The organism is Tateyamaria omphalii (assembly GCF_014651375.1).
Lineage (GTDB): Bacteria > Pseudomonadota > Alphaproteobacteria > Rhodobacterales > Rhodobacteraceae > Tateyamaria > Tateyamaria omphalii.
In genome coordinates this window covers 285,085-303,318 of sequence record NZ_BMWT01000005.1, presented here as the reverse complement: position 1 = coordinate 303,318, position 18,234 = coordinate 285,085, and the positions used below count along the sequence as shown (strand labels likewise).

At 57.0% G+C, this 18,234-nt stretch carries 21 protein-coding genes and 1 tRNA gene; 3 read left to right on the top strand and 19 right to left on the bottom strand.

Going from position 1 to position 18,234, the window contains the following annotated elements:
• Positions 1-2: 2 nt before the first annotated feature.
• From tsf to IE087_RS17980, 5 genes are all read right to left on the bottom strand, one after another.
• Entirely contained in the window at positions 3-884 is an 882-nt protein-coding gene (gene tsf, locus IE087_RS18000; protein ID WP_189370756.1) for a translation elongation factor Ts, read from the bottom strand.
• 73 nt (positions 885-957) lie between these two features.
• On the bottom strand, positions 958-1,758 hold the full coding sequence (gene rpsB, locus IE087_RS17995; RefSeq protein WP_189370755.1) for a 30S ribosomal protein S2: 801 nt from the start codon (positions 1,756-1,758) through the stop codon (positions 958-960).
• Positions 1,759-2,141: 383 nt separating this feature from the next.
• On the bottom strand, positions 2,142-2,999 hold the full coding sequence (gene olsA, locus IE087_RS17990; protein WP_189370754.1) for a lyso-ornithine lipid O-acyltransferase: 858 nt from the start codon (positions 2,997-2,999) through the stop codon (positions 2,142-2,144).
• Positions 2,996-3,757 carry an L-ornithine N(alpha)-acyltransferase gene (gene olsB, locus IE087_RS17985; protein ID WP_189370753.1) on the bottom strand — a complete coding sequence of 254 codons (762 nt, stop codon included), beginning with the start codon at positions 3,755-3,757 and terminating at the stop codon, positions 2,996-2,998. Before olsB ends, olsA begins: the two co-directional genes overlap by 4 nt.
• 94 nt (positions 3,758-3,851) lie before the next feature.
• Positions 3,852-4,034, bottom strand: coding sequence for a DUF3553 domain-containing protein (locus IE087_RS17980; protein ID WP_189370752.1), 183 nt, complete (start codon positions 4,032-4,034; stop codon positions 3,852-3,854).
• 38 nt (positions 4,035-4,072) lie between these two features.
• Here IE087_RS17980 and IE087_RS17975 point away from each other — a divergent pair, with 38 nt between their 5' ends.
• Positions 4,073-4,666, top strand: coding sequence for a histidine phosphotransferase family protein (locus IE087_RS17975; protein ID WP_189370751.1), 594 nt, complete (start codon positions 4,073-4,075; stop codon positions 4,664-4,666).
• On the opposite strand, the gene IE087_RS17970 is transcribed toward IE087_RS17975, so the two are convergent.
• From IE087_RS17970 to IE087_RS17930, 9 genes are all read right to left on the bottom strand, one after another.
• Positions 4,663-5,928, bottom strand: a complete 1,266-nt coding sequence (locus IE087_RS17970; protein ID WP_189370750.1) for a glutamate-5-semialdehyde dehydrogenase — start codon at positions 5,926-5,928, stop codon at positions 4,663-4,665. The genes IE087_RS17975 and IE087_RS17970 overlap by 4 nt on opposite strands.
• A 75-nt stretch (positions 5,929-6,003) precedes the next feature.
• Positions 6,004-7,110 carry a glutamate 5-kinase gene (gene proB, locus IE087_RS17965; RefSeq protein WP_189370749.1) on the bottom strand — a complete coding sequence of 369 codons (1,107 nt, stop codon included), beginning with the start codon at positions 7,108-7,110 and terminating at the stop codon, positions 6,004-6,006.
• Entirely contained in the window at positions 7,098-8,132 is a 1,035-nt protein-coding gene (gene obgE / locus IE087_RS17960; RefSeq protein WP_189370748.1) for a GTPase ObgE, read from the bottom strand. Before obgE ends, proB begins: the two co-directional genes overlap by 13 nt.
• 36 nt (positions 8,133-8,168) lie before the next feature.
• A complete protein-coding gene (locus IE087_RS17955; RefSeq protein ID WP_189370845.1) occupies positions 8,169-8,705 on the bottom strand; it encodes a GNAT family N-acetyltransferase in 537 nt (178 codons plus the stop codon).
• Between the two features lie 2 nt (positions 8,706-8,707).
• Positions 8,708-9,310 carry a LysE family translocator gene (locus IE087_RS17950; RefSeq protein WP_189370747.1) on the bottom strand — a complete coding sequence of 201 codons (603 nt, stop codon included), beginning with the start codon at positions 9,308-9,310 and terminating at the stop codon, positions 8,708-8,710.
• Entirely contained in the window at positions 9,307-9,858 is a 552-nt protein-coding gene (locus tag IE087_RS17945) for a GNAT family N-acetyltransferase (RefSeq protein ID WP_189370746.1), read from the bottom strand. Before IE087_RS17945 ends, IE087_RS17950 begins: the two co-directional genes overlap by 4 nt.
• On the bottom strand, positions 9,855-10,358 hold the full coding sequence (locus tag IE087_RS17940) for a GNAT family N-acetyltransferase (RefSeq protein ID WP_189370745.1): 504 nt from the start codon (positions 10,356-10,358) through the stop codon (positions 9,855-9,857). The genes IE087_RS17945 and IE087_RS17940 overlap by 4 nt, the downstream gene beginning before the upstream one ends.
• A gap of 93 nt (positions 10,359-10,451) precedes the next feature.
• Positions 10,452-10,721, bottom strand: a complete 270-nt coding sequence (gene rpmA / locus IE087_RS17935; RefSeq protein ID WP_189370744.1) for a 50S ribosomal protein L27 — start codon at positions 10,719-10,721, stop codon at positions 10,452-10,454.
• Positions 10,722-10,733: 12 nt separating this feature from the next.
• A complete protein-coding gene (locus IE087_RS17930; RefSeq protein WP_189370743.1) occupies positions 10,734-11,423 on the bottom strand; it encodes a 50S ribosomal protein L21 in 690 nt (229 codons plus the stop codon).
• 291 nt (positions 11,424-11,714) lie between these two features.
• Between IE087_RS17930 and IE087_RS17925 the strand changes: the two genes are divergently transcribed.
• Positions 11,715-12,728, top strand: coding sequence for a Hint domain-containing protein (locus IE087_RS17925; protein WP_189370742.1), 1,014 nt, complete (start codon positions 11,715-11,717; stop codon positions 12,726-12,728).
• 70 nt (positions 12,729-12,798) lie between these two features.
• On the opposite strand, the gene IE087_RS17920 is transcribed toward IE087_RS17925, so the two are convergent.
• Both IE087_RS17920 and IE087_RS17915 read right to left on the bottom strand, forming a co-directional pair.
• The gene (locus tag IE087_RS17920) at positions 12,799-13,569 is read right to left on the bottom strand and encodes a DUF2059 domain-containing protein (protein WP_189370741.1); all 771 of its coding nucleotides are present in this window, start codon (positions 13,567-13,569) and stop codon (positions 12,799-12,801) included.
• Positions 13,570-14,397 carry a DUF2059 domain-containing protein gene (locus IE087_RS17915; protein ID WP_229801445.1) on the bottom strand — a complete coding sequence of 276 codons (828 nt, stop codon included), beginning with the start codon at positions 14,395-14,397 and terminating at the stop codon, positions 13,570-13,572. It lies immediately after the preceding gene.
• Positions 14,398-14,557: 160 nt separating this feature from the next.
• On the opposite strand from IE087_RS17915, the gene IE087_RS17910 reads away from it, so the two are divergent.
• Positions 14,558-14,647: transfer RNA gene (locus tag IE087_RS17910), tRNA-Ser, on the top strand.
• Between the two features lie 265 nt (positions 14,648-14,912).
• Here the strand turns inward: IE087_RS17910 and IE087_RS17905 are convergent.
• The 3 genes from IE087_RS17905 to IE087_RS17895 form a co-directional block, all read right to left on the bottom strand.
• The gene (locus IE087_RS17905; protein ID WP_189370739.1) at positions 14,913-15,485 is read right to left on the bottom strand and encodes a cysteine hydrolase family protein; all 573 of its coding nucleotides are present in this window, start codon (positions 15,483-15,485) and stop codon (positions 14,913-14,915) included.
• 453 nt (positions 15,486-15,938) lie between these two features.
• Complete coding sequence (locus IE087_RS17900) at positions 15,939-17,216, bottom strand: fumarylacetoacetate hydrolase family protein (RefSeq protein WP_189370738.1); 1,278 nt, start codon at positions 17,214-17,216, stop codon at positions 15,939-15,941.
• Between the two features lie 64 nt (positions 17,217-17,280).
• Entirely contained in the window at positions 17,281-18,072 is a 792-nt protein-coding gene (locus IE087_RS17895; RefSeq protein WP_189370737.1) for a MipA/OmpV family protein, read from the bottom strand.
• Between the last annotated feature and the right edge of the window lie 162 nt (positions 18,073-18,234).

Below are 18,234 nucleotides of genomic sequence, written 5' to 3'. Positions count from 1 at the left end.
GATTAGCCCTGAGCGGCCTTTGCAACCTCAGCTGCAAAATCTTCCTTCTCGACTTCAATGCCTTCGCCCACTTCCAAACGGGCAAAGCCAGTGATCGTCGCGCCAGCTTCCTTGGCTGCCGCTTCGACCGTCAGGTCAGGGTTCACAACGAACTGCTGATTCAACAGGGTCGATTCGGCGACGAATTTTTTCATCCGGCCGACAATCATCTTCTCGATCACCTGCTCAGGCTTGCCGCTTTCACGGGCAATGTCCATCTGAACCTGCTTTTCTTTTTCAATCACTGCGGGATCAAGGTCGTCCTCGCCCAAAGCGGCAGGGTTCACAGCGGCAATGTGCATTGCAACCTGCTTGCCAAAGGCCTCGTCACCACCGTCCAAAGCTACAAGCACACCGATTTTGCCCATGCCAGCAGTCACTGCATTGTGGACATAGGACACAACGGTGCCGCCTGTGATCTCGATCTTCGCCATACGGCGCACAGACATGTTTTCACCAATGGTCGCAATTTTGTCGGTCACTACGTCAGCCACGGACTTGCCGCCCATATCAGCTGCGACCAGCGCCTCGACACCGTCCACGCCCAAGGCGGCATTTGCGATACCCGCCACCATTTCCTGGAACTCAGCGTTCTTGCCGACAAAGTCGGTTTCAGAGTTCACTTCGACGGCCACGCCGGTGCCACCATCGACGACAACGGCCACAAGACCTTCGGCAGCGGTACGCCCGGATTTCTTGGCGGCCTTCGCCAGACCCTTCGTGCGCAGCCAGTCTACGGCAGCTTCCATGTCGCCACCGGTTTCGGTCAGCGCTTTTTTCGCGTCCATCATGCCTGCGCCGGTGCTGTCGCGCAGTTCTTTCACCAATGCTGCTGTGATTGCCATCTCTTGGCTCTCCTCAAATAGGTGTGGTTTGCGGCAGGGCTTAGCCCGCCGCACATGTCAGTTCTGTGACGCTTCAGCTTTCCGCAGGCGCTTCGGCAGCAGCTTCTTCTGCGGGTGCCTCTTCGGCCACAGCTTCTTCAACCGGGGCTTCTTCCATCGCGCCAAGATCAACGCCAGCCGCACCCAGTTGGGCGCTCATACCATCCAGAGCCGCGCGGGATGCCAGGTCGCAATACAGCGCAATGGCACGGGCCGCGTCGTCGTTGCCGGGAATGATGTAGTCAACACCATCGGGCGAGCAGTTGGTGTCGACAACGGCCACAACCGGGATACCCAGTTTGTTGGCTTCGGCAACGGCCAGCGCTTCTTTCTTGACGTCGATGACGAACAGCAGGTCGGGACGACCGCCCATTTCGCGGATACCGCCCAGCGAAGCTTGCAGCTTGCCCTGGTCACGTTCCATGCCCAGGCGCTCTTTCTTCGTCAGGCCTTCGAACCCGTTCTCGGCTTGCTCATCAATCGCCTTCAGACGGTTGATGGATTGAGAGACTGTCTGCCAGTTGGTCAGCGTGCCACCCAGCCAGCGGTGGTTCATGTAATACTGTGCGCATTTTTCAGCAGCTTCAGCGATCGGGCCAGCAGCTTGACGCTTGGTGCCGACGAACAGAACGCGGCCACCCTTTGCAACGGTGTCACGCACCGCTTGCAGGGCCTGGTCCAGCATCGGAACCGTCTGTGTCAGGTCCATGATGTGAATGCCGTTGCGTGCGCCATAGATGAAGGGCGACATGCGCGGGTTCCAGCGTTGTGTCTGGTGACCAAAGTGTACGCCTGCTTCAAGCAGCTGGCGCATGGAGAACTCGGGAAGAGCCATGTGCTTTATCCTTTTCCGGTTTTCGCCTTGCCCGGGGTATCAGCGCGGATGCACCAACCGGTGGACATTTGGGGATGTCTCCCCCATCTGCCCGCCCCGAACTGCGGATTGATGGGCGCGCATTACGGTAACCTTCCCCAATTGGCAAGCCCGAAATCACCCTATCGGGCACGCCCGTCTTCTTCTGACTGGAAATACCACGGGGAGCCCGAAGGACGGGGCAAAGCCCCTAACAATGGCGTCGCGCGCAAGCGTGTCCTTCGGATCAAACAAACACAAGATCTGGTGGGCCAAAACCGTAGCCATATTGCGCTCCATCCCCTGTGCATGCGGGATGACAGGCTGAAAGCGTTCGGCCATCCAACCTTCCGCGCGACAAAATGTCAAACTTCAGCCCCGTCGTTTATCGGATGTTCATCCGCTGCAAGCGCATGGTTGGCACGCACTACCGCCTCTGCCGCTGCAGCCAAAGCCTTGCGATCCGCGAAGTCAGACACAGGCAAAGGCGCATGATAAATCACTTCCACCCGCCCATGTCTTGGCAAGGCCAGCGTCGCCAACAGGTGAGTGCCAAATTCCATGTCACCCCACCATCCATAGGTCCTGGCATCACGCACCTTCGGCGCATGGTACACCACGGTAACCGGCTGCACGGACAAATGTGGGCGCAGATCCTCAGCAAAGAATGACGCGAACAGGGTCGTTTTGAACGGCAAGACGCGCAAGCCGTCTGTACTGGTTCCCTCGGGAAAGAAAAGAAGTCGTTGACTGGCCAGCAGCCGCTCTTGGAACAACTCCGTCTGAACCTTGGCTGCGCGTGGATCACGGGCGATGAACAACGTCCCTGTGGCGCGGGCCAATGTTCCGATACCGGGCCAGCTGGCCACCTCGGATTTCGACACGAAATAGATACGGTCCGCCGCATTCAGAACAAAAATGTCCAACCAAGATGAGTGGTTGGCCACGATCGCGCCCCGCCCCTTCATCGGTTTACCACTGCGGATGTAGGACAGCCCAAGCCAGAACAGGGACAGGCGACACACCACCTGCGTGATCCACGGCGTCCACGGCCGCGCCAATCCAAAGAATGGTCGTTCAATCAGACGCAAAGGCAGGAGCAACGCCAATCCGATGACAATGATCAAGATGATACCCACGCCCCGCCAAAGGACGCGCAGCGCTGCCGCTGGCCCGCGCACCACATGGTCAGGCGGCGGCGCACCGTCCCATGTCATGTTCATGAAACTGCTCCATAAATCCGCTTCTGGCGGTCCGACATGGCAGCCGTTTCCATGATCAGGCACACATCTGTCGTGTTGAAGGCATGATCGACATAAGCCCCCTCACCCACAACACCACCAAGGCGCAGATAGGCTTTGATCAAGGCAGGCATATCCACCATCGCGGCGCGTCGGTCGATCTGATCTTCAGGCATCAGATCCATAGACGCGGCGTGCGGTTCCCGGGCCGTTGCGCGCAGCGGTTCGGGTGCAAGGTGCCGATGATGCAGCAGTGAAAGCGGTTGCGCCAAGGCGTCCGGGTCCGTGCCGTGAAACGACGCAACACCAAACATGATCTCAATCTCATGCTCCGCCACATAGGCGGCAAGACCATTCCAAAGATGATACAGCGCCGGTCCACCACGATAGTCTTTATGCACGCAGGATCGACCCAGCTCCAACAGCCTCCGCCCCGTCGCGCGCAGGAGCGCCAGATCATATTCGTCTTCCGAGTAGAATTGGCCTGCTGCTTCGGCCTGTTCAGCGCGAAGCATGCGGTAGACGGCAACAACCTGCCCCACCGCATCATCGTGCAGAACAAGATGGTCAAAAAAAGGATCGAAACGATCACGTTCAAGGCCGGCATCATGATCGACCATCGCGCCGCCACCGCCCAGTTCACGCACGAAAACATCGTAACGTAATGCCTGCGCAGCCCGCAGGTCCGTCGGGTCGTCCACAAGGCTCACACGAAATTCTGGGGCTTTGGTCAGGCTCATCGCGGGCGGTGTATCGGCATATCTTGCAAATGGGTAGGGATTGGCGACGCATGCGACCAGAGGTTGCAATGCGTTAAGGTTTTAGAAAGGATGTTCAAGCATCAAAGACCGGGATCAAAGCGATCCGCGTTCCATCAATCACGACCTTGCCCTCGTTGGGGAAATTCACGGTGATCTTGGCGGCGATGTTGCTTTGGACCTGCCCAATCCCCCACTCATCATATTGGGGGTGACGTACCAACATGCCGGGAGCCAGAATGGCATTTAAATCTTCCATGTCGGGGCCTTTACCACTTCACTATCTGGGGGCCATTGATGGGCCAAAGTAACATCAATCTGGCGGCACTGATCGGCAGCCGCATCTGTCACGACCTCATATCGCCAATCGGGGCGATCAACAACGGTTTGGAATTGCTGGGGATGTCCGGCGGGCAAACCGGTCCGGAACTTGATCTGATCTCGGAAAGCGTGGGTAATGCCAGCGCGCGCATCCGGTTCTTTCGCATCGCATACGGCGCCGCAAGTACACAGCCCCTCGGCCGGGCCGAGGTCGTGTCGATCCTGTCGGACAGTATGGACGGCGGACGACTGCAAGCCGTCTATGGCCCGCTTGATCCTCAACCACGTTGGGCCGTAAGGATGGCCTTTCTGGCGGTCCAATGTCTTGAAACAGCCCTGCCCTACGGCGGACGGATTGAAATTGCGTGCACTGATGGCGCGTGGGACATCACGGGGCATTCCACCAAACAAAGCATCGATGCGTCGCTTTGGGGCCTGCTCAAAGGAAATAGTGTTGAGGAACTGGCCCCAGCCCATGTGCAATTCGCGTTGTTGCCTGAGGTGGCCGCAGACGCAAAACGCAAGATTTCGACCGAACTTTTGCCAGACAGGCTGACAATCCGATTTTAGGCCCGCACGGTCCCGTCGCCACGCACCAAGTACTTGAAGCTGGTGAGCTGCGCTGCACCCACCGGGCCGCGCGCATGCATCTTGCCCGTCGCGATCCCGATCTCTGCGCCCATGCCAAACTCACCGCCATCTGCAAACTGTGTGGAGGCGTTATGCATCAGAATCGCGCTGTCGAGCTGGTTGAAGAACTTGGCAGCAGCTTCTGCATCTTCGGTCAGGATACAATCGGTGTGGTTTGAACCATGTCTGCGGATATGCTCAATCGCCGCATCACCATCCGACACCACGCGTGCGGCAATATCCATATCGAGGTATTCCTTGCCCCAGTCGGCATCAGTGGCGGCCAACACCCCTTCGATCGTCTGCAACGCGACATCTGCATGAACACGTACGCCCGCATCCATCAATGCGCGGACAACCCCTTGACCAATGGTCGACGCAACATCCTGATGAATCAACAGACATTCGGCAGCCCCACAGATGCCAGTGCGCCGCGTTTTTGCGTTCAAAACGACCTTGAGGACTTTCTCGGGATCCGCATACTTATCGATGTAGATGTGCACAATCCCTTCGAGATGCGCAAAGACGGGCACGCGTGCCTCGCGCTGCACGAGGCCAACCAGGCCCTTACCACCACGTGGCACAATTACATCTATTGTGTCGGTCATGGTCAGCATTTCGCTGACTGCAGCACGATCTCGCGTGGGCACCAACTGGATCGCATCTTCGGGCAGGTCAGCGTCGCGCAGACCCGCTTGCAAAGCTGCGTGAATGGCCCCCGATGAATGGAAGCTTTCTGATCCGCCACGCAGTATAACAGCGTTCCCAGCCTTCAAACACAAAGCCCCGGCATCTGCCGTCACATTGGGGCGGCTTTCGTAGATAACGCCAACAACCCCGAGCGGTGTCCGGACCCGCTGAATGTTCAGTCCGGTCGGTTGCGTCCACTCCACCAGCACCTCTCCGACCGGATCAGCCTGTTCTGCAACCGCGCGCAGGCCATCCACGATCCCCTGAATGCGCTCTTCTTCCAGCCGCAGACGATCCATCATCGCATCGGACAATCCCTTGTTCCGCCCGAATTCCATATCCAGCACGTTCGCCGCAATGATGGCATCCCGACTGTTCCAAACGTGCTCTGCCGCGCTGATCAACGCAGCGTGCTTCCGCTCGGCGCTTGCAAAGGCCAGTGACGCAGCAGCGGATTTTGCGCGGCTGCCGATATCGGCCATCAAGGCGGGAATGTCAGCGAAGTCTTTCATCGGTCACGTCCTTTTTCGGGCGGTGCGCCGCAGATTTCCATGCCTCCGGCGGTGGTATTTATAGTCAGAAGAAGATCACAGCGCCATATCATCGCGGTGGATCAAGGCAGCCCGTCCCGGATACCCCAGCAACTTCTCGATCTCGGCGCTTCGGTGGCCCTTGATCTTTTGGGCTTCCTCCGCCGTGTACCGGCTGAGCCCCAGACCAAGCTGGTGCCCATCCGGACCCGTGATCGCCACCGGATCACCGCGACCAAACCTTCCCGAGACGACATGAACTCCAGCCGGTAACAAGCTGTTCCCTTTGGATAATGCCTGCGCAGCACCTGCATCGAGCGTCACACTGCCGAGCGGCTTCATTGCCGCAATCCAGCGTTTGCGTGCTGCTTGCGGATCCAGCGTTGCAGTGAACCAAGTCGCATTGGCGCCCGCTTCAAGCCCGGTCAGCGGGCGTACAGCAGCACCATGACAGATTGCCATTGCGCATCCAGCCGCCGTGGCTGTTTTTGCCGCCATCAGTTTGGTTTTCATACCCCCCTTAGACAGCCCCGATCCAGCATCGCCAGCCATCGCTTCGATTTCAGGCGTGATATGGTCGATGACATCATAGCGCTTTGCATCAGGATCATCGGCGGGGTTGGCGGAATAGAACCCGTCCACGTCTGACAGCAGAACAAGGACATCCGCCCCAATGGTCGCCGCGATCTGGGCAGCAAGTCGGTCATTGTCGCCGAACCGGATTTCATCTGTCGCGATCGTGTCGTTCTCATTGACGATCGGCACCACGTTCAAGCCAACCAAGTGTTCAAGCGTGGCGCGGGAATTCAAATAGCGGCGTCGATCCCGGCTGTCTTCCAAGGTCATCAACACCTGCGCGGTCGTGATGTCATGCGGTGCCAATGCTTCCTCATAGGCGCGGGCAAGACGGATCTGGCCAACAGCGGCTGCGGCCTGCGACTGCTCCAGCGCAAGATCTGTGGTGGGCAGAGCCAGAACCTGGCGCCCAAGCGCGATGGAGCCTGACGAAACAAGAACGACTTGTACGCCAAACGATCTGAGCCACGCCACATCTTGTGCAAGGGCAGCAAGCCACTCCTTTCGAAGCGCGCCCGTGGTCCGATCGACCAGAAGCGCCGACCCGATCTTGACCACAAGCCGTTTGGCCGTGGTTAGGGACGCCATGGCTCGGCCTCTTCCTGCGGCCGGTGACGCAAGCGGTCTTCATCAATCTGCCCGCGTAGGGACCGCAGCACGTCGGTGACACCCTGGCGCGCAACACTCGACATCATCATCGCCGGCCTGCCGGATGCTTCCTCAAGCGCAGTCCGCGCCGCGGTGCGTTCGTCTTCGTCCAACGCGTCGATCTTGTTCAACACGGTCACGCGCGGCTTGTCCGCGAGGTCGCCTCCATAGGCCTCAAGCTCGCCAATGATGGTTTGATAATCCTCTGCTACCGTTTCGGATGTGCCGTCAACCAAGTGCAGCAAGACAGCACAGCGTTCAACGTGGCCCAGAAACAGGTCCCCGAGCCCGCGTCCTTCAGAGGCGCCTTCGATCAGGCCTGGAATGTCGGCGACAACAAATTCAGTGTTGTCCACGCCAACAACGCCAAGGTTGGGATACAGCGTCGTAAAGGGATAGTCGGCAATCTTGGGGCGCGCATTCGACGTGGTTGCAAGGAAAGTTGACTTGCCGGCATTCGGCAAGCCCAGCAGGCCCACATCAGCGATCAACTTCAGGCGCAGCCATAGCGTGCGCTCGACACCTTCTTGGCCGGGGTTAGAACGACGAGGAGCCTGGTTGGTGGCGGATTTGAAATGCAAGTTGCCCCAGCCGCCATTTCCTCCACGCGCCAATTCAACACGATCACCGACGTTCACTAGGTCAGCGATCACCGTTTCCTGATCCTCATCAAGTATTTCTGTCCCCGCGGGGACACGCAGCAGAATGTCGTCTCCATCCTTGCCGGTGCGCTGACGCCCCATGCCCGGTTGACCGTTCTTGGCAAAGAAGTGCTGCTGATAGCGAAAGTCGATCAACGTGTTCAGCCCATCCACCGCCTCGGCCCAGACCGAGCCACCGCCGCCGCCATCGCCGCCATCCGGGCCGCCATATTCAATGTATTTTTCGCGCCGAAACGAGATGCACCCGTTTCCGCCTGCACCCGAGCGGATGTAGACCTTGGCCAGATCAAGAAACTTCATGGATGGTGTCCTAGCGCGGGGGGCAAGCCCCCGCAATCAGAGTTTGCGACTATAGGTCCATGTGGGCACGGTCGCATCGCGCGCAACCGAGAACCCTTCGGCATCGCCAAGATATTCGAACCCGCAATGCGTCAACACACGGGCCGAAGCCGGATTGTCCTGAAATACACTGGCAAACATCGTGGCATTGTCCATCGGATTGGCATCCACAAGCGCCTGAACCGCGTCGGATGCGAGACCGGTGTTCCAGAAATGCGGCGCGACCCAATATCCAACTTCGGACTGATTGCGGTCCATGCGGGTCAAAGAGATCAGCCCCATGATTTCAGCACCTCCGGATTTCAGCCCGTCCATGGCCCAGACATCTTCCTCGCGCTCATCTCCCATCGCGCGGGAAACGAAAGCTTCGGTCATGCCCGGCGGGATCGGATGTGGAATGGATTGCGTGTTACGTGCGACGCGCAGATCGCTCGTATACATTTCGATCAACCCCTTGTCTGAGCGGCGCAACGGGCGCAGAACGAAGCGCTCCGTTTCGATCACATTCTGGGTCACGATTTTTTCCATCTCCATTGTCATGTCCCTCCTCCGAACAAAACAAACAGCACCGACGCGACCGTCAGGGCCGCGAGGGTATACATCAGATAAGGTTCCGCACGCGTTCCTGCGAGGGTGCGCGCGATACGATCACCGGCAAGTGTCCAAAGCGGGTGAAACAGCACCTGAGTGGCGAGCAATATTCCACCAATCGTTGCCGTTGCGATAACGGCATCCGTACCGGGCGATACGAAGCCTGTGAAACCTGCGACAATCATTGCCCATGCCTTGGGGTTCAGCGGGTGCACCACAAGACCAGCGACGAAGCCAGGCGCGACAGCACCCGGATCGGATGCACCAAGGCGCAGTTGTGACACCTTCCGTGCCAGCCATATGATATAGGCGGCCGACGCCCATTTCAGGGTCTCGAACACCCATGGCGCACGATCAGCCAACTCCATCAGACCAAAACCCACCGGCCAGATGATGAGTTGCTTGCCCAATGCGACACCGGCCACGAATGGCACAGCCGCGCGAAAGCCGTAGCGCGCACCTGTGGCCAAAAGCGCCATGTTCGCGGGGCCAGGCGTGCCAACCTGGCTGGCCGCAAACACCGCAAAGGACATTGCCGCAACCGTCATGGCAAACGCACCAGATCGCGGTCGAGCAGTCCCATGATTAGATCATCATGCCATTGGGCATCAATGAACCCAGACTCCCGCTCACGCCCTTCGACAACAAAGCCAACCTTCTTGTATGCCGCTATGGCCCTTTCGTTGAACTCTAAAACGCGGCATCCAAGACGGTGCAGCCCCAAAGTGTCAAAAGCATGGGCTGCCAGCACCCGCATTGCCTCAGACCCGTAACCTTGCCCCAAGGCATCGCTATCCAGAATGCCAATATCAACAAGCGCGCGCTTGTCAGCGAGGTTGAGCATGTGCAACCGGATCGCACCGATCAATGCGCCGTCAACGTCAATGATCCACGAATGCCGATCATCTTGCTTCGATTGAACCCATGCTTGGGCTGCGTCGCGGGTTATGTCCCTAACCTGCGCTGGATCACCGCCAAACATGCGGATGATGTCCGGAGTGTTTCCAAGAGCAAAACGCGCATCGACATCGCCGGGCATAACATCCCGTAGAGTGACGCGAGGCCCTCGCAATATGGGTTTGATCGATGCCGTCATGCGATCATCTCCCAACTGTTTTGGGTCAGCACCATACGCTGCAAGACATGAGTATCGCCCGTCGCAGGACACTTGGCTTGGGTCTGCGATGTGCGTACGAAACCAAGCTTCTGAAGCACATGGCTAGAGGCCGTGTTTTCCACGAAATGGCCGCTTTTCAGATCCGAGGAATCTTGGGCGAAGTGTCGATCTATCATGGCCTTACAGGCCTCGGTCGCATACCCGTGGCCCCAATGGTTCTTACCCAACCAATAGCCAAGCTGATCTTCGGTTCCGATGCATCCGATGACCTGATCTCCGACACAGATGGCAAAGGTGTTGCCGCCACCGATTTCAACACGCGAGATGAAATCCTGGGCATCCGCCAACGTATAGGGATGCGGCACTCGGGTCAGCCAGCGCGACACATCCAGGTCACCCACCAATGCAGTGAACACGGCGGCGTCCTGCATTCCGGGGCGGCGCAGGGTAAGGCGGTCAGTCGTCATTAGGTCTGTCATCAGACCCTCCTCGCTGGTTGCGGGGGGCGGAAACGAAAAAGGGACCGGCATTTCCGCCGATCCCTGATTTTGTCAAAACCTTTTGGGTACGGCTTATTCAGCAGCCTCCGCAGCCGGGAGCACGGAAATAAACGTGCGACCCTTGAGGCCTTTGTGGAACGTGACGGCGCCATCGACGGTTGCAAAGATCGTGTGATCTTTGCCCATGCCTACGCCTTCGCCCGGCCAAAACTTGGTGCCGCGCTGACGCACGATGATGTTGCCGGGGATGGCCGCTTGGCCACCATAGAGTTTCACGCCAAGACGGCGGCCAGCGGAGTCGCGACCGTTACGGGATGAACCGCCTGCTTTTTTATGTGCCATGCGTCTCTCTCCTTAGCCTTTGGCCAGTTCTTGGGCCTGAGCGATCCAGCCTTCACGCTCAATCCGGCCTTTGAACGACAGTTTCTCGTCCATAGCAGCAACGTCCTCTTCGGTCCATGCTGCAATCTGCGCGAAGGTGGTCACACCAGCGTCGTGCAGTTTTTTCTCAAGCGCGGGACCAACACCCGACAGTTGCTTCAGATCGTCGCCAGCTGCGTCCGCCTTTTTGGGCGCGGCTTTCTTGGCTTCCTTCTTCGGCTCTGCCTTGGCTTCAGCCTTGGGCGCATCGGCTTTCGCCGCTTTCTTCGCAGGCTTGGCGGCGACCGGTGCTGCGGCAACGCCGAACCCTGCGCCATTCACTGCGGCCATCACACCGGACTTGTCCGCGCCAGAGGCAAGGATGTCGGTGATCTTGACCAGTGTCAGTTGCTGACGGTGCCCCTTGGTGCGCTTCGAGCTGTGCTTACGACGGCGCTTGACGAAGTTGATCGTCTTGGGGCCTTTGATCTGTTCGATGACTTCGGCTTGTACGCCAGCGCCTGCAACAACTGGCGAACCGACTTGGGGCTTGTCGCCACCAACCATCAGAACTTCGTTGAATTGGACTTTGTCACCTGCATTTGCGGCCAGTTTTTCAACGCGGAGCGTGTCGCCCGATTGAACTTTGTACTGTTTGCCGCCGGTTTTCATAACCGCGAACATGCGTCTTTCCTTTTTGTTTCCGCGTCTTGTGGTCCCCGGACCCGGGTGTTCACGGCATTTGCCACCTCAGACAGCGCGCCCATTTGGGCGGTATCCATATGATCTGACAGCGCGAGCGCCGCCAGAATGCGCGCTTATTGAAGTATTCCGACCGCAAGTCAAGCACATAGCACAGCTACAGAAAAAATCGCGTCGGCGGGACTTTGCCGGTCGCGAAATTCAGCCTCACAATTCAACCCATAATAGTAGAGCCTCTGAGGCACGAGAATTGTTAATTTAGTTGAGCAGCTTATGCCTCTTTACACCCTGCAATGGGTTTATCAACTTGATGACTTCGACACCACCGGGGGCAACATCACGCCTCCGAACGAAAGCGGTGCGCGCGCGCAAGGCAACCCTCCGTTTAACATCCAGCTAAATGCAGCCGCTCAACCTCTTCAGATCGTCATTGATGATGATGATCCCGATTTCAACGAAGCGCCCACAGACACGAACCAGGTGTTGGCGAACCCCGTCACAATCGATGGTGTCACTTACCCCGCTGGCGCGCGTGTCACCATCAACTACGTCCTGACCGACGACAACGGCTTCGAAGGATTTTCAATCACCATCGGCGCAAACAACACCGGCAACAACACCACCACGGCTTTCATTTCGAACCAGCCGTTGGTTCCCGGTCAGCAATATGTGTTCACGAGTGAAGGAAACATTGGGCGCAATCCGAGACCATACTCAGAATTCGTTTGCTTCACGTCCGGCACACGAATCCGCGTTCCCGGTGGCACGTGCCCCATCGAAGATTTGAAACCAGGAGATTTGGTAACAACGATGGGTCACGGCCCGCAGCCGGTGAGATGGATTGGCAAACGCACCGTGCCTGCGATCGGGAATCGCGCGCCGGTCACTATCTTCGCCGGCACTTTAGGCACTCGGCGTGACCTAACGGTCTCTCCCAATCACCGAATACTGCTGCAAACGCCGGAAACAGCATTGATGACGGGCGAAGACCGTATCTTGGTCGCCGCAAAACACCTTGTGAACGGTGACACAATCCAAAATACGCCCACTGGTTTCGTTACATATGTCCACGTCATGTTCGATGCGCATCAGATCATCTGGGCAAACGGGTGCCCCACTGAAAGCTTCTATGTCGGAACCCAAGCCCGCGGGACGCTGGATACAGAGCAGATTGCAGAAATCATTGCCTTGTTCCCTGAACTGGCAACCGAGGGTTTTGAGGGCACTGACATGGTGTTCCCAGTTGCGAATTCGCACGAAGGAAGATTGCTGGCGGCCTATCTTTGACTTTGCGCGCCGGAGTTGGGTGAAAAGGCGTGCAGGAAAGCGGCCTTTGGATGGTACAGCGCAGGAAGATTCAGAGCTCGTTTTGAGGTAAAAGCCGACCTGCGGCCTGCCCGAGCGCGTAGGAAAGTGTCGTGTAGCTTTGTCCGAACGCCAAGAACAACGCATCGTCAACTGCCCGGCCTACATCCGTCTCCCAAAAGGCGGTGTAGATGGCAATATCATCATCAGTCATCGCGGATTGTGCGAGCGCGTTGTAGCCGCGCAACCAACCCTCCGTATTGACCAAGGTGCGTGCGCGCAATTGATCCATATCCGGCGTGTCATCATTGCGGCCTGAACTCTCTGACATTCCTTCCAAAAATGCAGCCTGCGCCGCGACGGCCACATCTGTATTCCGTTCTATCAGGTCACGGGACACAAGGTAGTCGGTTACGTTATCACCCCGCGCCGCCGGGCTGGCTTTGGCTGCATTTTCCACTGTTTCATCAAGGAATGCCTGTCGTGCCTGCACCTCCAGCGCGATGATCCGTTCGCCCAACTCGCTTTCAAAGAAAAGCAAGGCTTGTTCGGATATGTCCGGGTCCAATTCTTCCGTCATTATGGTCCGCAGTTCAGCTTCCATGCGAGAAGGATCATACAGGCGCCGAACGGTGTCCGCCCAAACATCACCGCCCTGCCCGTTCAAGAACGACTCGTCGATGGAATTGCCACTTTCGACACCTTCCGCGACAAAAGCTGAAATCAATTCAGGTATGCCCATCGCATCAACCAAACGGTTGACGTCGGCATAGGCAGCTTGCGCAAACAGCCATAGTGACAAACCCAGAGCGGCACTGCGCATCTATAGCTCCTGACTTGGTTGAAGCGATTGCATCGCCCGGGCCAACGCCTCGAACCGGTTGGCCATGATCTCGTACTGGACAGCATTCATAAGGTCATAGACATGGCGCATCTTGGGGTGTTCCAGAGCCTTGGCATATTCGAGTACTTCCTGATCGGAGAAGGATTGGTACGTGTACGCAGCGCCTGTCAAAGCACTTTCCGCGATCTCTTCCTTCAAGACATCCTCGTCGCTGGACAGAAGCTCGCGCAAATCCGGTTCTTCGAGTTGCAATTCGATGATACCAGCCCCTGCGGCCGCCATAAGAAAGCGAACCTGGATTTCCTGAATGGCGCGAACACTGACACCTGCGCTGTCAGAGGCTTCGTTCATCCGCTTGAGGTAGTCGAGTCGTGGACTGTCCAACCGTTCAAGCCCGGAAACAATTGCGTCGCCACTGTCCTGCTTCAGCGCATCATCTTCTTTCATGTGACTGGCGTTTTCCGCCTCGACCAGACGCTGGCCCAGATCCGTTGCATAGAAATCGGCTGCATGGGTCAGCATGTCGTCTTCGAGAGTTTTTTCAAGAATATCCAAGGCAAGTTCGTGCATGACCTCGGTCTTGAAAACATCCCGTGTCAGCCGGGTCCATTCCGTTCCAAAGTCTTCGGCCTGCAGACCAAGCATCTCTGGCGCTGAGCCGGCGGACAAACGAATGCTTTCAAGCGCAACATCGAAACCCGTCACCTCAAGAAAGTCCTGCAGTTTCGCCCGATCTGCAGCATAGGCCGAGATGGACAAGGCGCATGTTAGGACCAAGGACACAAATCCACATCGAAGAGCACGCATATCAAACCTCATTTCTTTCTGCTCGGGCAAATCGCGATCATGAACAAAGGTATGTGTTTTTGCGGGCGCGTCCATCAAATTTCCCGTGTGGGCCGTCCCGGCAAAAAACTATCTTGCGCGTCGGCGTCGTTCACCGTAATTGGGCGCACCAGACCCCCGCGGAGAGGTGCCGGAGTGGTCGAACGGGGCGGTCTCGAAAACCGTTGTGGGTGCAAGCCCACCCAGGGTTCGAATCCCTGTCTCTCCGCCACTTTCCCGCACGGCCCAACTTATGTGGATTTGGAATTGGCATCGGTTTGTCGTCGTTGCGCCTCGTATTCCGAACAACATGCAACTGGTTCAGCTGAGAGCCACTCAAAAGCCAGTTTTCAACACGCGATGCCCTGCCCTAGTATTGCGCGCCGGCCATGAAACATCCACAAAGACACCGCGCTGCCGCATAAGCTGATATGGTTTGGTCCACTGATGCAGAGTGACGCTCCTCCATCTTGGACAGAGGTCACAAGTTAAAAAAATCAAACCAAGCCACTCGCCGGATACGCGCTGTCCTTCAACACCTCTTCGGAATTGCACACATGCGCAAACTCACCGTGAAGGTGGGCCAAAGCCGTTCGATGGATTTCATCCGCCGTCAAGGCGGGGCCATCGTCAAAGCTGACATCTGCATTGGACGTAAATGCGGCGCAGGCATCCGCCACAAGGCGCGTTTTGAAGCCTAGATTAGCGGCCATACGCGTTGTGGTGGAGACGCAATGCGGCGTTGTCAAACCGCACAGTGTCAGGGCCGTTGCGCCCAGTGCCAGCAACCGCTCATTCAAATCCGTTCCGATAAATGCAGAGTTTACCGATTTCTCGATTATCAGTTCATCGGGTTTTGGCGCGACTTGTGGTTTGAACTGTGTTCCGTCTCCACTCAGCGGCGAACCGGGGGCATTGCTGACGTGCCTAACATGCACGACGGGCTGTCCAGAACTGCGCCACCGATCAAGAAGTAATCCTGCACGATCCTCGGCAAAAGGGTTGTTGCGATCCCCCCAGGTCGGGTCGTCAAATCCAGTTTGGATGTCAATGAGAACGAGTGCGTCCAAGGTTCTGGCCTTCTGCTAAGACTTGAATTTCATTTGCGTTGCATCGAAACGCCGTGGCTTTGGAACTCATAAACGCCTCAATTTCATCAATTTTCACCACGAGTTTCCACGTTTAGCGAATGCTCTGTAGCCTGCTCCACATGTCCTCGGTGACCAAGTCGATTTGAGCGAGGCAAAGAGAGGCCTTTGGTCCATCGAAGGACTTGTGTGGTACTGCCACAAAGACCGATCTCTTCCAGAGGGTCACTCCTCTTGCTGATCCGGAAAACCCAATGACGCGGCGCAGTTAAAGACTTTACTGTGAACACGGGCGTCATCTTGGGCTCAAAGAAAAGGTCTGCGTTGGCGGCCGTCCGGGTCCATTGAGAGCCGCAGGCTGACAATCCACACAATCGGCCATCAATGAATGATATGCTCTCAGGATTTGACCCAGACGCCCACACCCGCGCGTTTCTAGCCCGGGTTGGCACGCATCGTGTCCTTTAGGGATGCTGCGGAGGCATTCAAACCTGTCGCGTCATCGCCGCCCACCACGACGGATGTTGTGATCACACCCATGGAACTTGAGACATAGGTGATCTGCTCATCAGGCTGAAGAAACCTGCCGGAGTTCAACTCGTCCTGAATGAAGGAATTGACCACGTGCTCATACCCTGTGGTTGACGTCAAAAAAGTGCCGGTCAAAACATACCGAACGACGCCGCGTGCCATTTGGCGCCAGGTCGGCGGCATGAAAATAACCCCCTCTGGTGTGCCTGACATCAGGACTTGAGCCCGACCAATTTTCTGCTCCTCTACCAGTCGATGGCGCTGACCCTGGTACAAGAACCGTGTTGACGTGGAATCCTCCAAGACTTTCTGGGTCAATGCGCGAAAATCGAGGATCATCTCGCTACCCCGCGCATCCTGTCGCAACTGACCGTTGCGAAGCGTCACAATACGCTCTTCATTTACGAATGCCTGCCAATCTCTCGGGATCACCAGAAGTCCACCCGTGGGGAAAAAGTCCGGTCCGCTCTTGGCATCGCTGAACCCGGAACCGGAGTCAAAATTGTCCACATCGATCAACCGGGACAATACGGACCGATCCGTAAAATCACCGCAGAGAAAGAACCCCTTCTCCGCGGCATCGAAGTCTTGGATCGTGGAAATGTCCCGGTCAAAAATCGTGCAAATTTCAACTTCGTAGTCGAGCAATGCACCTTCTTTGAGCGCCACAGTTGTGACAGGCGGCGTCGCCCGTCCAAACTTTGGGAAATTGAAGACAGATTGGCTCTGGGTTTCTTCGGCGTGTTCGATGAAGTTTGTGCCAGATGCCACATGCTGTTGCCCTCGACCCGCGACGGATTTCAGTTCGCCGAATGCGTATGTTGTCACGACGTCGTCTGCGGCAGATTCAGTTGCCTGACGGAAGAGGTCTTCGAGACTGCGCTCACCAATGTCACGCACCACGCTGAACAGGTCTGAGGTGTGTTCAGCACCATGTTCGGACAGGTCGATTGCGGACACCTGGTCTCTTGACACTCCTGTCACCAAAAGCGGTGTCGGTCTGCCTTGAACATCTGCTGTAAGGGCCAGAGTTAAGCCTTGGCCAACAGGTAGAACCGAAGGGGTCAAAGGGCCATCTTCGGCCGAAATCGGATTTGTACGATCCGGGTCTTCGCCAATGGACAGAACGACGGCTACGAGGATCAGCACAGCCAAGAGCGGGGTGTAAAAAAAGGGTTTCATGTCGTGTTTCCCAGTTTGTCGGGGTAGATGGGATCGGGATTGTCATTGCTGAGTGCGAAAATGCTCAGAAGCGAAAGAGAATCCCGGTTGATATCTCGGTTTGGGAATCGTCGAAGGAAATCGGACTGTCCTTGGCATCCCCAAGCAGTTGAGAATGCTCAACTCCAACAAAGAGTGCAGTTCGCGGTGTAAGGTCGTAGGACGCTTGCAATTCGATGCCCACCCGTTCGAAACCCGAACCCGCGTCAAAGGCCGCAAATGAAGACTGCGCAGACTCCTGAGCACTCACACCATAAAAGGCATCAGCGTAAGACCCATCGGACCACACGACGAATGGCTTGGCACCCAGCCGCAGTCGGTCACCAACAGTTCGGCTGAACGCTGCGCCCACGATTGCGCGGGTTCCTTCGTGTCCATCGCTGCTGATCCCGTGGTTCAGTTCAACCTCGATGGCTGCTGCACCCAGGTCAAAATCCAGGCCGGCAGACAGCAGTGCACCCGCTTCGACGTCTCTCAATCCGGTCAAGCGAATGTCGTCCTCGGCCAGCCGTTCATCAAAGTCGTAGCCAATGGCAAAGCTGACCGACACATCGCGCGGACCGGCGTTTCTGAGCGCGTAAAAGCCGAGCCCCCGATCATTCAAAAAGTAGCGGTCACGCCAGGTCAAACTGATGATTGGAAAGGCACCAGTGGCGTCATCGTCAGAGCCCGAGAACTCTGGTGCGGAGCTTACTCCGATGCCAATAACCCCGGTCAGGTCGCGCCCGGTTTCATTGGCAGATGCCTGTTGGGCGCAAAGCGCCGCGATCATGAATGCACTGTTGAGCAGCAGCGTTGCCTTGTAACGTACCGGCATGTGCAAATCCTCTTCTCGATGTGTGTTTGGTTGTTTGTGTGATGCGTCCAGATATTTGACGCGTGCACAAACAGCCCGCAGCCAGCGGGCTTGAGAAGATCGTGTTCTTGAATGCCGCGCGAAAATCCGCGAGCGGTTAACGACCGTTCGCGAATGGTCGTT

Excerpts from the sequence above, each read along its gene's own strand:
- tsf (WP_189370756.1), bottom strand. The coding sequence starts at position 884 with ATGGCAATCACAGCAGCATTGGTGAAAGAACTGCGCGACAGCACCGGC.
- rpsB (WP_189370755.1), bottom strand. The coding sequence starts at position 1,758 with ATGGCTCTTCCCGAGTTCTCCATGCGCCAGCTGCTTGAAGCAGGCGTA.
- olsA (WP_189370754.1), bottom strand. The coding sequence starts at position 2,999 with ATGAACATGACATGGGACGGTGCGCCGCCGCCTGACCATGTGGTGCGC.
- olsB (WP_189370753.1), bottom strand. The coding sequence starts at position 3,757 with ATGAGCCTGACCAAAGCCCCAGAATTTCGTGTGAGCCTTGTGGACGAC.
- IE087_RS17980 (WP_189370752.1), bottom strand. The coding sequence starts at position 4,034 with ATGGAAGATTTAAATGCCATTCTGGCTCCCGGCATGTTGGTACGTCAC.
- IE087_RS17975 (WP_189370751.1), top strand. The coding sequence starts at position 4,073 with ATGGGCCAAAGTAACATCAATCTGGCGGCACTGATCGGCAGCCGCATC.
- IE087_RS17970 (WP_189370750.1), bottom strand. The coding sequence starts at position 5,928 with ATGAAAGACTTCGCTGACATTCCCGCCTTGATGGCCGATATCGGCAGC.
- proB (WP_189370749.1), bottom strand. The coding sequence starts at position 7,110 with ATGGCGTCCCTAACCACGGCCAAACGGCTTGTGGTCAAGATCGGGTCG.
- obgE (WP_189370748.1), bottom strand. The coding sequence starts at position 8,132 with ATGAAGTTTCTTGATCTGGCCAAGGTCTACATCCGCTCGGGTGCAGGC.
- IE087_RS17955 (WP_189370845.1), bottom strand. The coding sequence starts at position 8,705 with ATGGAGATGGAAAAAATCGTGACCCAGAATGTGATCGAAACGGAGCGC.
- IE087_RS17950 (WP_189370747.1), bottom strand. The coding sequence starts at position 9,310 with ATGACGGTTGCGGCAATGTCCTTTGCGGTGTTTGCGGCCAGCCAGGTT.
- IE087_RS17945 (WP_189370746.1), bottom strand. The coding sequence starts at position 9,858 with ATGACGGCATCGATCAAACCCATATTGCGAGGGCCTCGCGTCACTCTA.
- IE087_RS17940 (WP_189370745.1), bottom strand. The coding sequence starts at position 10,358 with ATGACAGACCTAATGACGACTGACCGCCTTACCCTGCGCCGCCCCGGA.
- rpmA (WP_189370744.1), bottom strand. The coding sequence starts at position 10,721 with ATGGCACATAAAAAAGCAGGCGGTTCATCCCGTAACGGTCGCGACTCC.
- IE087_RS17930 (WP_189370743.1), bottom strand. The coding sequence starts at position 11,423 with ATGTTCGCGGTTATGAAAACCGGCGGCAAACAGTACAAAGTTCAATCG.
- IE087_RS17925 (WP_189370742.1), top strand. The coding sequence starts at position 11,715 with ATGCCTCTTTACACCCTGCAATGGGTTTATCAACTTGATGACTTCGAC.
- IE087_RS17920 (WP_189370741.1), bottom strand. The coding sequence starts at position 13,569 with ATGCGCAGTGCCGCTCTGGGTTTGTCACTATGGCTGTTTGCGCAAGCT.
- IE087_RS17915 (WP_229801445.1), bottom strand. The coding sequence starts at position 14,397 with ATGCGTGCTCTTCGATGTGGATTTGTGTCCTTGGTCCTAACATGCGCC.
- IE087_RS17900 (WP_189370738.1), bottom strand. The coding sequence starts at position 17,216 with ATGAAACCCTTTTTTTACACCCCGCTCTTGGCTGTGCTGATCCTCGTA.
- IE087_RS17895 (WP_189370737.1), bottom strand. The coding sequence starts at position 18,072 with ATGCCGGTACGTTACAAGGCAACGCTGCTGCTCAACAGTGCATTCATG.